Source organism: Segatella copri (assembly GCF_019249765.2).
Classification (GTDB): domain Bacteria; phylum Bacteroidota; class Bacteroidia; order Bacteroidales; family Bacteroidaceae; genus Prevotella; species Prevotella copri_K.
Genome location: NZ_CP152484.1, coordinates 2,559,085 through 2,574,562, shown reverse-complemented (window position 1 = coordinate 2,574,562; position 15,478 = coordinate 2,559,085). Strand labels below are relative to the sequence as shown.

Genomic DNA, 15,478 nt, shown 5'->3' with positions numbered 1-15,478 from the left:
ATACAAGGCAGTTATAGACCGCCCAATAGATTATAAAATAGCAAACTTATTATCAACTACACCAGAATAGTTCCATTAGTAGGATATAACGTATAGTAAAATTTCATAATTATCTTAGAGGTAACAAAGTGTATTCCACTACTGGCTTGTATAGGATGTTTTAGGAGTTCAGGATTGTTTGACTGAGTAGCTCGTACTGCACCAACGCCGTTTCCCTTATGTATGTGTTCAGTAGTTTATTTGGTCCGTATAGGTGCAACGGACATAAAGCGTAATTGCATGTATGGTTGAAATAAATCCATTATGTATTTAGCGTTTTTAATGTTTTAAAGTCATGAGAAGAGAACTTTTACTCTTATCTTGTTGCGTGGTCATCCCAAGCATTTGTAGTGCTCAAGAGAAGTCAGACACTACAATGGTAGAAAAGAAAGCAGAACGCAATGTGATGCTCAATGCATCCGATGCCAATGCACCTCGTTACATTCAGATAGGTCTTCCAAGTGAAGATGTAAATGTGTACGAGAACGGATTACCTGTCGTTTATTCTTCTTACATCCATCCTCTATCTGCTCATTGGAGAAGTGACGGAAGCTTGGCTGAAGTAGGATTGATGAACCCGCAGGAATCAGCCATAGCTACAGGAAACATCGCTTATTCAGTAAACAGTTTCAGCGACTTAGGCAGTAATACGTTCAAGGGTATTTTGAATTACAAAGGCAACCATTATGGTATGCATCAGTTTGATTTGAACGTTTCAGGACCTCTGGCTAAAGGCTGGACTTATGCCTTGAATATGTATCAAAACTTTGATCCAGGAACCTTTGACTTGAAGTTTACCAACTATAATGACCGTACCCAGATTTATAAGGGTGCCTTGACAAAGCATTGGGGAAACAGAGGTCAGTTGTCTTTTCTCTACAAGTTCTCAAACAGTCAGCGTATGGGTACCGTAACCAGTTTCGCACCATTTATCTATCACACTGATGGTAATGTGACAGAATTGGATGGCTTTAAATTGGGTACATCTTCATACGTTCCAGCTTCTCAGAACTTCATGTACCGTGATATGAAGACAGGTGAAGTGAAAAACACTACTATCAATGATTGGAACAAGAACAAATCTCACGAATTTGCTGTATTATTCAAATGGGATTTAGGTAATGCATGGAACTTGGATACAAAGGCTAAATATACCTGGGCTGATGCTAACTATGCCGACTTTGGCGGCAGTTCCATCATGAATGTCAAAGATGGAAGGGTTGAGGGTAATACGAATACGTATTATGACAAGAATGGAAAGCTTTATACAGGTATGATGGATGGTCGAAGAATCTGGTTTCATACTGCAAAGGCAAAATCTTTCCTTCTCACCTCTGAGGTGATGAGAAACTATGGCCAGCATAATCTTAAAATAGGTCTCAACGAGTGGAACTTTGACTTAAACTACTGGTCTGCGTCAACACAATGGGATGCCAGTGTAAAGGAGTATCCAGAGTTTTTATCACATTCCACGGTTTCAGACCCGACTGCAAGAATAACTTATTATGGGTTCAATGAGATTTCTACAGACTATGCTAACGGTAATGAGAATAAGTTAGCAGGATATTTCACAGACGAATGGCGTCCTATTGAAAGCCTTCGTTTCTTCTATGGCGCACGCCTAGAGTGGTGTCGTATGTCAGTAGACCAGTTGCCTTATGCACGATTTGCAGACATGTATGTCGGTGCAACCAATGCAGACGGTGTAACCATTACACCACAGCACAGAACAAAGAATAAGCTCAATTATGCATTTACTGTTTCGGCTACATGGTCCTTTTATAAAGGTATGGGACTCACCGCTGACTTCACTCAAATGGAACGCTCTCCTCGCATGACAGATTATGCCAATATGGGACCACAGGACCTGCGTCTCCGCATTCCATTGCTCCGTGGCGGTATATACTATCGCAATAAGTGGATTGATGTTACATCAATGATTACCTGGATTCAGAAGACGAACAATACAGACCAGCAGGATATAACCAAACCTGGCACTAGTATTTCAAAGACAACATCATTAAATTATAGCATTCAGACTGTTGGATGGACAACCAATGTGGAACTTGATCCTTTCAAGGGTGCGCATCTTCATGCCCTCTTTACCTATCAGAAGCCAACATACAAGGACTATTCTGTGACAGTAAAGTTTGATGATGGTGAGACCGCAGACTTAAATGCCACTGGTAACATTGTCAAGGAAATACCACAGATACTGATTGAGCTTGACCCAAGTTATACCTTTTACAAGGATAAGATGACTGTATGGGGCAGTTTCAGATATTTTGGAAAAACGTATGCTAACCTTTCAAATGCCCTTTGGTTTAACGGCCATTGGGAAACTTTCGCAGGTGTGAAATGGAATGCTACCAACAAGTTATCATTCAACCTTGGTGTAGTCAACTTCCTGAACCAAAAAGGTGCCAGCGGTACAATATCCGGCTCAGAGCTTATTGGTCCGGAAGAAGCCAAGCGATTCAATGGCTACGTAATGTCCGGACGCTATCTTCGTCCTTTCACTGTTGAGTTTGGAGCAAGTATAAAACTATAAATACCTATTGATTATGAATAAATTATGCAATTTTATAGTACTTTTTATGGCTTTGTCAGGTAATGTATATGCCCAGAAGACAGAACCATGGAATGACCCTTTGGTGAACAACATCAATCGTAACGAGCCTGTTTCTGATTTCTTCGGCTATGAGAATAAGAAACTGTCTGACAGAAATGACAAGACGCTTTCAAAGAGATTCTTGTCTATTGAAGGAATTTGGAAATTCAATTGGGTGCAGAATGCCAATGAGCGTCCTTTAGATTTCTATTCTCTCAATCTTGATGATTCTAATTGGGGTAAGATGCCAATTCCTGGATGTTGGGAGTTGAATGGCTATAGCGTGCCAGTCTATACCAACTATAGATATGAGTGGGAAAATGAATGGGAATCAAATCCTCCTTATGTGCAGGATCTTGGCAACTACGTCGGATCTTACCGACGTAAGATTGTAATTCCTGAGAATTGGAATGGTGACAATATAATACTGCACATCGGCGAATTTTCCAGCAATATCAACCTATATGTAAATGGAAAGTTTGTTGGCTATGCTGAAGACAATAAGGTTGCTGCGGAATTTGACATCACTAAATATGTAGAACCAGGAAAAGAGAATCTGATAGCCATGCAGCTGATGAGATGGTGCGATGGCTCTTATTTTGAGGATCAGGACTATTGGAGACTTCGCGGTATTGCCAGAGAGAACTATATCTATGCTCAGCCGAAGTCACATATTAAGGACTTGAACATAACCTCTTCCTTGTCCGATAATTATAAAGACGGTATCTTTGCCATTCATTTTTCTACAGAATCATGTGATGGAAAGAATGTTCTGGTAGAATTGATAGACAAGAAAACTGGCAATACGGTTTTTGAAAGAAAGCAGCAGTTACAGGGTGGCAGTTCAACAGTAGAGTCAACCATTCAGAATGTAGCCAAATGGACAGCAGAAACACCGAATTTGTACACACTCAGAGCGACACTGATGGATGGAGATAAAGTATTGGAAGTCATTCGCCAAAATGTCGGTTTTAGAAAGATCGAGATCAAGGGAAAACAGCTCTTGGTAAATGGACAGCCTGTTCTTATCAAGGGTGTGAACCGTCATGAGATAGATCCTGATGGAGGATATGTTGTCAGTGTTGAGAACATGATTCGTGACATAAAGGTTGCCAAGCAATTAAACATCAATGCTATACGCACCAGCCACTATCCAAATGACCCACGCTGGTATGATTTGTGTGATGAATATGGTATTTATGTCATGGCTGAGGCAAATCTGGAAAGCCACGGAATGGGATTTGCTAAAGAGACTCTGGCTAAAAATGAGTTGTTCAACAAGACACACATTGAGCGTAACATGCACAATGTGAAGGTTCTCAAAAACCATCCTTGTATCATTATGTGGAGTCTTGGTAACGAAGCAGGTTATGGTAAGAACTTTGAGGATGCCTACGATTGGGTAAAGGCATATGATAGTTCTCGTCCAGTACAATATGAAATGGCATGTTCAACAGGCAAGCATGATGAAACCCGTCCTGTTGAGTCATACGAGTTGGCTGGTCTGAAGGCTGGCAAGACTGACATTTTCTGTCCTATGTATGCTGATTACGACAGTTGTAGAGCATATCTGGAAAAGAACTATTGTGACAAACCTCTTCTTCAGCAGGAGTATGCCCATGCCATGGGTAATTCTATGGGTGGATTCAAGCAGTATTGGGATTTGGTCCGTCAGTATCCTCAGTATCAGGGTGGTTTTATCTGGGATTTTGTTGATCAGGGTCTGCGCGACAAGAGCAAGATAACTGGTAATCAGATCTATGCCTATGGCGGTGATTATGGTCGTTTCCCTATGTCTGACGGGAACTTCAACAACAATGGCTTGGTTAGTCCGGACAGAAGACCAAATCCTCATGCTTACGAAGTGAAATACTTCCATCAGAACATCTGGAGCAAACTTGAGAACAAGGTCAAGGGTAAAGTCTCTGTATTCAACGAGAACTTCTTTGTTCCGTTGAATAACGTAAATCTCGTATATTCAATAGAGGTAGAGGGAAAAAGTATGGCAAACGGTTTAATCAACCTTGGCAAATACAATATTCTTCCTCAGACAAGCAAGACCATTGCAATTCCTGGATATACAAAGATAGTTGCAGACAAGAAGTACAGAGGAAAGGAAAAGACACTGACTCTTTCGTACAAATTGAACAGTGATTCACTTCTTCTAAGTAAGGATGAAGAAATCGCCCACCAGCAGTTTGTGATTAGCGGCTATAAGTTCCCTGTATTGAATTCCTCTGAAACAGCCAAAGTCAAGGCTGTAGATCATGCCAAGTATCTCGTTCTTTCTGCCAATGGTGTGGATGTTACCATCAGTAAGGCAACAGGACTTGTTTCTTATTTGGATGTTGACAAAACACCTATGCTTGTAAGAGGATTTGATTTGACTCCAGACTTCTGGAGAGCATGCACAGACAACGATTTTGGTTCACATATGACTACATTAAGTGCAGCATGGAATAAGCCAAGTATGGAACTGAAGAATTTTACCCGTAAGGAGAATGGTTCTGTTGTTGCCGAGTTGTATCTCAAAGAAACAGAGTCTACACTGACTCTTACTTATACATTGAATAATAATGGAGAACTGACTGTTGAACAAGATCTGAAGGTAAATCCTGATGCGGAGAACAAGCCAAATCTTCTACGCTATGGAATGGAATTGCAGATGCCTAAGGAGTTTGATAGAGTTGAATTCTACGGAAAGGGTCCTAACGAGAATTATGCAGACCGTAACAATTCTGACAGATTGGGCATTTATACCCAGTTGGTAAAGGATCAGTATTATCCATACGTCCGTCCACAGGAGTCTGGCAACAAGACACAGGTAAGATATTGGAAGGTTCTGACAAAAGACAATAAAGGTCTGGAGTTTTTCTCCAATGAGCCAATGGAGTGTTCAAGCCTGAACTATCTGACTTCAGATCTTTACCGCGGACCGGTAAAGAACCAAGAACATTCTGGAGACCTTGTACCACGAGACTTTACCTCTGTACACATTAGTCAGAGACAGATGGGATTGGGATGTATCGATACATGGGGCTCATTACCTATCGAGAAATATATGCTTCCTTATCAGGACTATGCATTCAAATTCGTGATTCGTCCTGTAAGATAACCAAATAGTTCTCACTCTGAGAAATATCTCGACTTTTGCTCCAGGAGTATATACTTTTAGGACTGCGTGTGAAAGCATTCACTGTATATTATCTTGAGGGCAAGAACTGGGTAAAGCTCAGTCAAAAGGAAGAGACAACCACAATCGGTTACAAGCGTATCCTACGATTTGACAAGGTAAAGACCAATGGTCTTCGCATTGTATTCGATGATGTCAAGGGTACACCATGTATTAATAATGTTGCAGCTTTCTAACATTATATAAAACTATTCATTTTTGTCCGCAATTCCAAGAATTTGGTTTTGCGGACATTTTGTTATTATACAGGAAATGGCTTTGTAAAACGCTTATTTTCTAATACTGCACAAAAGGATTCTTTCTTGACTATGAAGGCAAAAAATTTTAGCTAGACCTTCAGATGTAAATCCTTCATTGATTATGTCACTGATGGACATCCAAAAATCATGGCTTGTCATAAATTATATTGTTTGATAAATTCTATTGGTGGCAAAGCTATAGTTTTTCTTCGATAACACCAAATTATTTGGGTTTTATTTCGCATTTACCAGCAAATTGTTTTAATACATCTTTCATTTCCCGTTGTCCTTGAAATTACATGGCGATGTAGGAATCTCTGCGTCGGGACGTAGGAAAGATTACGTCGCCATGTAGTAAAGTCTACGTCGGGACGTAATTTTTTGGGTATTTATAAGGTATCATATCAGATTCTTTTTAGATTTAGCGTCGAGTTTATACGCACACGAGAAAAGTTTTTTCGAAAAAACTTTTATGTGCAGGAAATAAATGAGGAGAAAATGCAGAAGCTGAGTGCTATTGTGACCACGATTTCTGATAAGCAGTATCATAATGATTAACTGCCTGGAGAAGCTTGTAGATAGGGTTGATTTAGTAGAATGAGTCGGTTCTACTGGATGACGGAGTCGGCTCGATGGGATAAAGGAGTCAACTCTATAGGTTGAAGCAAGCGTCTTCGTGAGTTGAAAGACATTACTCCTCGGGTTCCAGAAGATACCTTCTCAGAAGTTGCCACTAGGCTCAGCAGGTCTGCCGAGCCTAGTCGGCAGGTCTGCTGACTGCAGTCAGCAGCTTTGCTGAGCCTAGTGGCAACACTTTATTCTAGCCGATATTTCTCTCATATCGTCCAGAAGAATAAACTATAGTGTGAATTAGGAATCTATGCAATTTTATTCTTCCACTCTTCTTTTACTAAATTCGCCAAATATCCATCGCTTCTGCAATGCATATCAGCAATGCCTTCATTCATCATCTGATAAATAGAAGAAGTATAAAAGAAATCTAGAGCATCTTCCAACGTAATGCCTGTTTGCTCTGCAAAGATAGGTACTATGCGAGCATATTTCATTTGAAGTATTGTCTTGTTTGCTTCCATGAAAGTCCCTCCTTATATTATTTCATCTGACTTATTTCAATGCTCCTCGTTTCTTTAACAAGCTAATCAAATCGTCCATGATGTATTCCTTTCCGAAAGTATGGAGCACATCATAGCAGGGTATCATATAGCCATTTAAGATATCTGTTGACCGTAACATCTTATATACCTTACTGGCACTCATGTTCAATCGGTCGGCTAAGTTGCCAACGCAATAGGTTACGAAATCCAATTGATATTCTTGCATAATCTTACTTTTTTTATATGTATGGGGCAAAGTTAAGACTTTTCTTCGATAACACCAAATTATTTGGGCTTTATTTCGCATTTACCAGCAAATTGTTTCAATACATCTTGCATCTCATCCGGAAGATAAGAGATTGCCTTCTCTTTTATTTCTTGCGGAATACCGAAGCGGGCTTCGGCGATGCTGCCAACGATGGCTCCGATGGTATCGCTATCGCCGCCATGAGATATGGCTAGGCGGATGGCATCCTCGAAGGATGAGGCTTGCGAGAGGAGATAGAAGGATAATGGTACGGCATCCATGCAGGTTTCATCGAATTTGCCTTTCGGATAATCTCGGGTATCGAAATCCTCGTAATAGCTGCGGGCGATATCCTTGAAGGCTTTCATTGCCTTATCATCAGATTCTTTAGTATTCTTATCTTTACACTCCTTAGATTCTTCAGAGAATCTGCTCTTGCGGAAATGCCAGATGGCATGAGCCACGGCTTTGGCTCCTTTGATTCCTTCGGGGTGGTTATGAGTAGGAAGAGCCGTTTTCTCTGCCTCTTCCAAAACCTGGGACAGGTCATCGAATAGCCAAGCCACTGGCGATACTCGCATTGCCGAACCATTGCCAAAACTATTATATGGCTGCGGATCAAGAGAACGAATCCACCCTGCGAATCTTCCGCCATACGCTCCTTTTGGAGAAGGATAGCGGCGGCACCAATCCAGCAGGCTTTCCTGATAGCTTCGCCCGTTCAATATCGCATCGGCTATCGCCACCGTACAAATGGTATCATCGGTGAAGTCGCATCCTTCGCCGAACATCTCGAAATCATAATCAAACGTATTGTTGAACTCATATTTTGAGCCAGCAATATCTCCTATTATTGCTCCTAACATAAACTGCTAATAATCTATAACTTTATTCTATCACTTCCCAGAAACTCTCCGGCAGGCTGATGTTCTTCATCTCCTTTGCACTCTCAAACAATGGGGCGATGTCTTCGGCTTCGAAGCCGGCGATGCCGCAACCTATTGGGGTTACCAGAAAATGTAGCTCGGGATGATGATTGGCAAAATCAAGGAATTCCTCCACGTATGGACGAATGGCTTCCACGCCGCCCTGCATCGTAGGGATGGCATAACTCTGCCCCTGCAAGCCTACACCCTTGCCCATGACGGCACCGAAATGCAGGCGGGCTATGCGGGCTGCACCACCACCATGCATGCCAGCCAGATTGCTGCCAAACACAAAAATCTCGTTCTCTTTTAATGAATCAATCCAGCGAGGAGTGATTCTTCCCTTCTTCTTTGAAAAATCAGTTTCTGAAAAATTTTTTTCTTTCTTCATATCGATATATCTTTTTGATATCCGCAATCCGTTTGCAAATATATACTTTTTCTTTGAGAAAGCGGAGAAATAGCTCCCTTTTTTCTCTTCTCTATGATATTAAAAGAGAAAAAAGGAGGAAAAATTAAGCCGGTATCGAAAAAAAATGCATCCCGATTTTTACTTTTCCCTTTTCTGAAGGTCATATAATCGTAACGTTCATGAAAATAAACGAATATGAGTGTAAATGACAAAGGCATAGTGGATACGATGAAGGAATGCCCGGAGAACGGATTCAGAATGCTGATGATGAAGTATCAGGAACCGGTTTACTGGCACATACGCCGATTGGTGGTTTCGCATGATGATGCACAAGATGCTTCGCAGGAAACTTTTGTGAGAATCTATCGCTCGTTCAATCAATATCGGGGCGACTGCTCGCTGAGAAGTTGGATTTACCGCATCGCTACCAACGAGGCCCTGCGGCTCATCAGCAAACGGAAACAGAAAGAAGTTTCTCTGGAATCAGATTCAACGGGCGTCAGTCTCATCCCAGCAGATAATTATATCGACTTCGATGATAAGGTGGCGGTAAAACTGCAGAAAGCGATTCTCTCGCTTCCGCCTAAGCAGCAGCTGGCATTCAATATGAGATATTACGATGAACTCGGGTTCGACGAAATAGCGAAGGTCGCTGATTCCACGCCAGCCAGTATCAAGGCAAGCTATCATGTTGCCAAGGAGAAAATTATCAAGTACATGAATTCGAACGATTAAGTGAGAGTTCTGTGAGTTTTTAAATGGTTATTCAAAATGGAAAAGAATATGGATACAAATTTTGATTTCAACAAAACTGGGAAGTTTGACTTCGGTAAGGTGGGTAAGCGGATGCCTTATTCTACGCCAGAAGGATTCTTCAAGGAGATGGAAGCCAATATCCTGGAGCAGGTGAAGAACGACAAACCGGCACCTATCAGGATACAGCCGAAGAAACGATCTCTGAGGAAGGTGATTTGGACGGCTGCAATAGCTGTGGCTGCATCGGTGGCAGTACTCCTGGTACTCAGCATCGATTTCTCAGCCTCTTCTTCCCAGCCTTTACAGGTGAATAACGGAATACAGGAGGTTGATAAGGCTTTCGCACAGCTGTCTTCTGCCGATCAGGATTATCTCCTCAATCTATATCAGGAGGATGTGTTCCTCAACAATTAAACCGATTCAATAATATTTTAAAATGATAGAGTTATGAAACGATTTTTTGGTATTTTAATGATGGTCATCACCATGATGACAGTTACTACAAGTGTATGTGCACAGGCGCCTAACCAGAAGCAGCGCATCAGTCGTGAACAGTTGGCAGAAAAGCAGGCCCAGTACATCTCTCGTAATTTGGGGCTTGATGAAAAGACCAACGCTAAGTTTATCGAGACCTATACTGATTATCAGAAAGAGGTATGGGCTTTGGGTCCTCGTCCTCGTCATAAGAAGGGCGAAATGAAAACGGATGCTCAAACCGAACAGGAAATCAAGCAGCGTTTTGAGATGAGCGAGAAGATTCTCAACATCCGTCAGAAATACTACAAGAAGTATTCGCAGTTCCTGAGCCAGCAGCAGATTCAGCGTGTTTACGAACTGGAGCGACAGATGATGAAGCGCTTTGCCCAGAGAGGTTCTCGCAAGGGAATGGGTAAGAATGGAAGACCAGGACCAAGAATGCAAAGACCTGTACAGCAGAAGTAAAAAACAGAATAGGTTTAGCGTAATAATATATTAGTCCTCTTAAACAAGGGAAAAGATTACTTTCTATATTTAAATATATGCGAACGACGATTGGTGCAAGAGCGCGCGCCAATCGTCTTTTCTTTCTCATGTAATTATTTCTATCATCTTTTCATAAGAGATTTTTCCTGCTTGTTCTCCCAAGCCAGAATCAGACCGATGACGCCGGCATAGCTCTTTCTGCCGCCTTCTACATGGTTGCCTCTCAGATAGAGTTCGAAGAAGAAATCCTGGGCGGCATCCAGTGCCTTGCATCTTTTGCCCTGCCAGTATTGGCGGTCGCTTTTCAGCAGCCTGATTATCTCAGGACGGATATATTTCAGATATTTCTCACCTTCCTTTTCGCCGAGAATGTCGAATACATTATATAATACATGGGGCAGAATGTGGTAATATCCGCTGAATTTCACCGCCTTATCCTGTGATGCCGTACAGACGAGATAACTGTAGAAATTCGCCTCTCCTTCGTTGGCAATGCCCAGAAAATGAGCAAACTCATGGGCATAGGTAGCCGGATAATCGTGTGCAAGAATATCGCCGTTCAGCGTAAATTCGCAGAAGAATGGTCCCATGCTGCCGGTTACACCCGACATTGAACTGATGGGCGAAAACAACATCGTCTTGGCATGCGGATGCTGGTTGAAAGGCGGATTGATGCCCTCCCGATAGCCTATCTTGTTATATTCCTTCAGAACCGCATCCCGCACCCGATTCTTCAGTTTTTCATCCACAATACAATTGAATTTTTCACTCTTTCCTCTCCGTTCTTCACTCAAAAGGTTGAGGCTGTCGGCATACTGGTAGGCAAATTTCCGGAACTTCTCTTCCGAAACCTCAGCAGGCTGCATGCCAACTCTATAATAGATAACAGGCTGCGAATAGTTCAGTCCCCAAGCTGCATAAAACCATACATATACCCACAGCAGATATTCAATTACCCTTCCGAAAACCGCCTTTTTCTTCGGATAGCCGCCGCTCTTGGCAGCAAGAAAGATTAACCGACGGGCGAGTTTCTTCCGTAATCCCATCTCGTAGATAGGATAGAGGATGACCCAGGCGATGCTGAGAGCTATGAAAATATCGCCCACGGCAAAGGAAAATATGCCTGAGATGGGCGAAAGAAGGCTGCCGATAACGGGATAAACACGGTAGGTGTAGATAACTCCCCAGAGAGGAATCATCTTGGTAAGGGTGACGAGGATGATCAACAGCAGCAGTACCCAGTGGCGCCACTTCATTCTGTCGAGTCGTAAAGTATGTAATATCTTCATCTTGTTTCTTGTTTTTTATCTTGCATGGCTCTTGAACAGAGCTGTTTTTTTGCACTTTTTGCCCCTGATGTGCAGAGATGGTGCAAAAATACAAAAGTTTTCTGAAATATTGACATCAGAAGTCTGTTTTTTTAGTAATTTTGCCATATTAAAAGTTGAACTTAATAAATAGAGGAGGAGTTATTATGAAACAGACATTGGAATCATTCGAGGCTATGAACCTTGAATATGAGAACCTCTATAATGAGGACGATGAACGTAGAGAATATAATTCAGTCTGGTACAGCTAGTTACAATGTATTATAATAAGGCTGTAGCAGGATTGTTAAATTTGTTTTACATATAAAAAAAGATCGTTAGGATAATAAAAGACTATGCCATAGTTACTAAAGAAATGATGTAACATAGGCATAGTCTTTTTTTTATGTTCTTTCCTTACTGGCTGTTCTTTCCTGCATTCCTATTTTTCGAAGTGCTGGTAATCTTTGCTGTGTTTCCAGTCACCTCCCCATCGGAATCCTTTTGCCTTGAAAAGCCGGTAGCAGAGGTCGCCTTTTTTTATCATATAAGCGTGGTTCTTGCTGCGGTCCAGATAGGGGCGGGCGGTGGCAGGTTCCACCACTTCCTTGCCGTTCTTCAGCCGTTTGTGGTAAGGATTGTAGAGGGTGTTGATGTCTACGGCCAGTCCCCTTCCGTGCTTCGATACCGTATGGGTATGTGAGATGAAGCGGAAGTTGAAGCTGGAGGAGTTGTTGGCTCTCATCGCCCTTTCGTCGTCGGCATCCCAGTAGTCAATGAGTCTCATCCGCTCTATCGGATATTTCGCCTCGTAGAGCTTTTTCAGAATATCGAGCACATCTGTGGCTATCGCCTTGTTCACCACCATTTCTCCCACGATGTTTCTGCCGTCCTTGTCTACGTGCAGGCATCTTATGTATCTCAGTTCGCTTCTTGCCACGGTACAGTTCTTCTTGTATGTCTTGCCCTGCATCAGGCGGAAGATATCATCAGGAATAGTGGAGATGGAGAAGAAATGCTTCTCGCCCAGTTTTCTGATGGTTTGAGAACTGACGTTTTCTCCAGGCTGCTGTGCCTTAGATGGAAGGCAGAAAAGTCCGGAAATAAAAAGGCATATCATCAATATATTTTTTGCTTTCATCACGTTTCTCCTTATTTAGCTACGGGTATATAATGCGAATCCTTGATTTCACCTATCACGATGATGCTGTGCAGACTTCCTATGCAGTCGATGTTTCCCAGCGTGTTGAGCATAAAGTCCTGATAGGCTTTCATGTCGCGGGCATATACCTTGATCAGGAAGTCGTAATCACCGGTGGTGTTGTAGCATTCCGTTATCTGGTCGATGGTCTGCACGGTATCCATGAATTGCTGAATCAAATCGTGAGTATGCTGCTTGAGCCGGATATTGCAGAGCACGATTACGTTGTGCCCCAACTTGTGATGGTCTACGATGGCTCCATATCGCTGGATGTATCCCTCGCGTTCCAGCCGCTTCTGCCGCTCGAAGGTGGGAGAAGGGGAGAGGTGTACTCTTGCAGCAAGTTCCTTCACGGTGAGTCGGGAGTTCTGCTGCAGTAACTTCAGTATTCTGATGTCTGTTTCATCAAGCTTTTCTTCTGTTGTCATTGTTTCTTTATTTCTGTTTTTACTGATTCTTACAGAATAATATTCTGCTGATTTGCTTAATTCGCTGCAAAGATAGTATATTTTTCTGAATTACGGAGAATATTTGGCAAATAAAATTCTTCTTCTTACCTTTGCACCCGCAATTCCGGATGCAAAGCGTCATTCATCGGTAATGACAGGATAAAGAGTCATTCACATCAAATAATAATAAGGAGATAAAAATATGAGCAACGTAAGAAATATACATTTTGAGGCAGTGGGCAGCTATTTGCGCCCTGCAGAGTTGAAGGAAGCGAGAGCTAAGTTTGCCGATGGCAAGATTTCTGCCATCGACCTTCGCGCCGTAGAAGACCGGCTGATTACTGAGGTCATCAGTCAACAGAAGGCGCATCGCCTGCCTTATATCACCGATGGCGAGTTCCGCCGCAGCTATTGGCATCTCGACTTTATGTGGGGATTCAATGGCGTGGAGCATATCGAATTGGAGCACGGCTACCAGTTTCATGGCGAGGAGACAACCAAGGGTTCTATCCAACTGACCGGCAAGATTACCGGCGAGAATCATCCTTTTATTAAGGATTTCCTGTTTGTGAAGCAGTTTGAGGAGTTGGATGCCAATGGCGAATATATCTTCGAGGCAAAGCAGACGGTTCCTGCTCCGGCTCAGTTCCTTGCCGAACTGTTCCGTGGCAAGAATGCCGAGAATACCCGCAAGTTCTATCCTAACACCACCCAACTGATTGAGGATATTGCCCAGGCTTACCGCACCTTCTTCCAGGAGATTTATGCAGCCGGTTGCCGTACCGTCCAGCTGGATGACTGCACCTGGGGAATGATTGTGGATAGCGATTACTGGACGGCTAAGGTGGGCACAGGTTTCACCCTTGAGCAGGAAGCCCTGCAATATCTGAAGGTGAACAATCTTGCCATCGAGGGCAAACCTGAGGGGTTGACCATCAACACCCACGTATGCCGTGGCAATTATCATTCCTGCTATGCCACCAAGGGTGCCTACGATGCCGTGGCTCCTTATCTCTTCGCTCATGAAGATGTAGATACCTTCTATCTGGAGTATGACGATGAGCGTTCGGGTGGTTTCGAGCCGTTGAAGTATGTGGCTGATGGCAAGAAGGTGGTGCTGGGTCTGGTAACCTCCAAATCTCCGGTATTGGAAGATAAGGCTACGGTCATCGCCCGCATCCGAGAAGCAGCCAGATATATCCCCCTCGATCGGCTCAGTCTCAGTCCTCAATGCGGTTTCGCTTCTTGCGAGATTGGTAATAAACTGACAGATGCTGAGCAGTGGGCAAAGATAGATCTGGTGAGAGAGATTTCAGAAGAAGTTTGGGGATAATGATATATTCAAGGAGAAGATGTGTTGTCTGTCATGGCTGCACATCTTCTCTTTTTTTATTTACTTTTTATCAAAAATGTTTGGTGTTTTCATGAATTACTAGTAACTTTGCACCCCGAAAATTAAAAACATCATTCATTAAGATTATCAGAAAATGGAATATATGTCTCAGGAAGGTTACGATGAGCTCGTGGCCGAACTTCAACACATGGTTAACGTAGAGTTGCCAGCCGTTCGCGATGCGATAGCTGAGGCCCGCGATAAGGGCGACCTCAGTGAGAATTTCGAGTATCATGCAGCCAAGCGTGAGCAGGGCAAGCTGTTGAGCCGCATCAGCTTCAAACAGAAGGTCTTGGAGAATGCCCGTGTCATCGACAAGTCTCGCCTGAAAAGCGATACCGTTGGCTTGTTGAGCAAGATTAAGATTACCAATCTCGCCAACAAGTGCAGCATGAATTATACCATAGTAAATCCTCACGAGGCAGATCTCCATAGTGGCAAGATTTCCATCAAGTCGCCTATCGCCAAGGCCCTTCTGGGTAAGAAGGCAGGTGAAGAGGTAATGGTAAAGGTACCAGCCGGCTTGCTCAAATTCCGCCTGGATAGCGTGGAGTTATAATGTTTAATTTAAAAGGAAAACTCCCGATAATTTGAAACTGATCAAATTATCGGGAGTTTCTCTTTTTA

General features: G+C 42.8%; 15 protein-coding genes. 8 read left to right on the top strand and 7 right to left on the bottom strand.

The features are described 5' to 3' along the window. Positions 1-415 precede the first annotated feature (415 nt). The 3 genes from KUA46_RS11205 (at position 416) to KUA46_RS11195 (ending at position 6,019) form a co-directional block, all read left to right on the top strand. On the top strand, positions 416-2,590 hold the full coding sequence (locus tag KUA46_RS11205; RefSeq protein WP_256625058.1) for a TonB-dependent receptor: 2,175 nt from the start codon (positions 416-418) through the stop codon (positions 2,588-2,590). 46 nt (positions 2,591-2,636) lie between these two features. Further along, complete coding sequence (locus KUA46_RS11200; RefSeq protein ID WP_218487339.1) at positions 2,637-5,765, top strand: glycoside hydrolase family 2 TIM barrel-domain containing protein; 3,129 nt, start codon at positions 2,637-2,639, stop codon at positions 5,763-5,765. A gap of 68 nt (positions 5,766-5,833) precedes the next feature. Further along, entirely contained in the window at positions 5,834-6,019 is a 186-nt protein-coding gene (locus KUA46_RS11195; RefSeq protein WP_218487338.1) for a hypothetical protein, read from the top strand. Positions 6,020-6,960: 941 nt separating this feature from the next. Here the strand turns inward: KUA46_RS11195 and KUA46_RS11190 are convergent. The 4 genes from KUA46_RS11190 to KUA46_RS11175 are packed head-to-tail and all read right to left on the bottom strand — an operon-like array spanning position 6,961 to position 8,761. After that, entirely contained in the window at positions 6,961-7,176 is a 216-nt protein-coding gene (locus tag KUA46_RS11190) for a hypothetical protein (RefSeq protein WP_022120289.1), read from the bottom strand. 31 nt (positions 7,177-7,207) lie between these two features. After that, positions 7,208-7,423, bottom strand: coding sequence for a DUF3791 domain-containing protein (locus tag KUA46_RS11185; protein ID WP_022120288.1), 216 nt, complete (start codon positions 7,421-7,423; stop codon positions 7,208-7,210). 59 nt (positions 7,424-7,482) lie between these two features. Beyond that, the gene (locus KUA46_RS11180) at positions 7,483-8,310 is read right to left on the bottom strand and encodes an ADP-ribosylglycohydrolase family protein (protein ID WP_218487337.1); all 828 of its coding nucleotides are present in this window, start codon (positions 8,308-8,310) and stop codon (positions 7,483-7,485) included. A 22-nt stretch (positions 8,311-8,332) separates the two neighbouring features. Then, positions 8,333-8,761: an A1S_2505 family phage non-structural protein gene (locus KUA46_RS11175; protein WP_218487336.1), complete on the bottom strand. Its 429-nt coding sequence runs from the start codon at positions 8,759-8,761 to the stop codon at positions 8,333-8,335. Between the two features lie 216 nt (positions 8,762-8,977). Here KUA46_RS11175 and KUA46_RS11170 point away from each other — a divergent pair, with 216 nt between their 5' ends. The 3 genes from KUA46_RS11170 to KUA46_RS11160 are packed head-to-tail and all read left to right on the top strand — an operon-like array spanning position 8,978 to position 10,480. Continuing rightward, the gene (locus tag KUA46_RS11170; RefSeq protein WP_218487335.1) at positions 8,978-9,517 is read left to right on the top strand and encodes an RNA polymerase sigma factor; all 540 of its coding nucleotides are present in this window, start codon (positions 8,978-8,980) and stop codon (positions 9,515-9,517) included. 48 nt (positions 9,518-9,565) lie between these two features. Then, positions 9,566-9,952: a hypothetical protein gene (locus KUA46_RS11165; protein WP_218487334.1), complete on the top strand. Its 387-nt coding sequence runs from the start codon at positions 9,566-9,568 to the stop codon at positions 9,950-9,952. 33 nt (positions 9,953-9,985) lie between these two features. Beyond that, a complete protein-coding gene (locus KUA46_RS11160; RefSeq protein ID WP_218487333.1) occupies positions 9,986-10,480 on the top strand; it encodes a hypothetical protein in 495 nt (164 codons plus the stop codon). Positions 10,481-10,623: 143 nt separating this feature from the next. On the opposite strand, the gene KUA46_RS11155 is transcribed toward KUA46_RS11160, so the two are convergent. The 3 genes from KUA46_RS11155 to KUA46_RS11145 form a co-directional block, all read right to left on the bottom strand. Beyond that, positions 10,624-11,790, bottom strand: coding sequence for a DUF3810 domain-containing protein (locus KUA46_RS11155; protein WP_256625057.1), 1,167 nt, complete (start codon positions 11,788-11,790; stop codon positions 10,624-10,626). 460 nt (positions 11,791-12,250) lie between these two features. Then, positions 12,251-12,949 (bottom strand): M15 family metallopeptidase, encoded by a 699-nt coding sequence (locus tag KUA46_RS11150; RefSeq protein WP_022120604.1) that lies wholly within the window; start codon positions 12,947-12,949, stop codon positions 12,251-12,253. Positions 12,950-12,960: 11 nt separating this feature from the next. After that, entirely contained in the window at positions 12,961-13,437 is a 477-nt protein-coding gene (locus tag KUA46_RS11145; protein WP_218487332.1) for an Lrp/AsnC family transcriptional regulator, read from the bottom strand. A gap of 223 nt (positions 13,438-13,660) precedes the next feature. Here KUA46_RS11145 and KUA46_RS11140 point away from each other — a divergent pair, with 223 nt between their 5' ends. Together KUA46_RS11140 and greA are read left to right on the top strand one after the other, a co-directional pair. Further along, entirely contained in the window at positions 13,661-14,791 is a 1,131-nt protein-coding gene (locus KUA46_RS11140; protein WP_218432140.1) for a 5-methyltetrahydropteroyltriglutamate--homocysteine S-methyltransferase, read from the top strand. A gap of 154 nt (positions 14,792-14,945) precedes the next feature. Then, positions 14,946-15,410 (top strand): transcription elongation factor GreA, encoded by a 465-nt coding sequence (gene greA, locus KUA46_RS11135; RefSeq protein ID WP_006848453.1) that lies wholly within the window; start codon positions 14,946-14,948, stop codon positions 15,408-15,410. Positions 15,411-15,478: the final 68 nt, after the last annotated feature.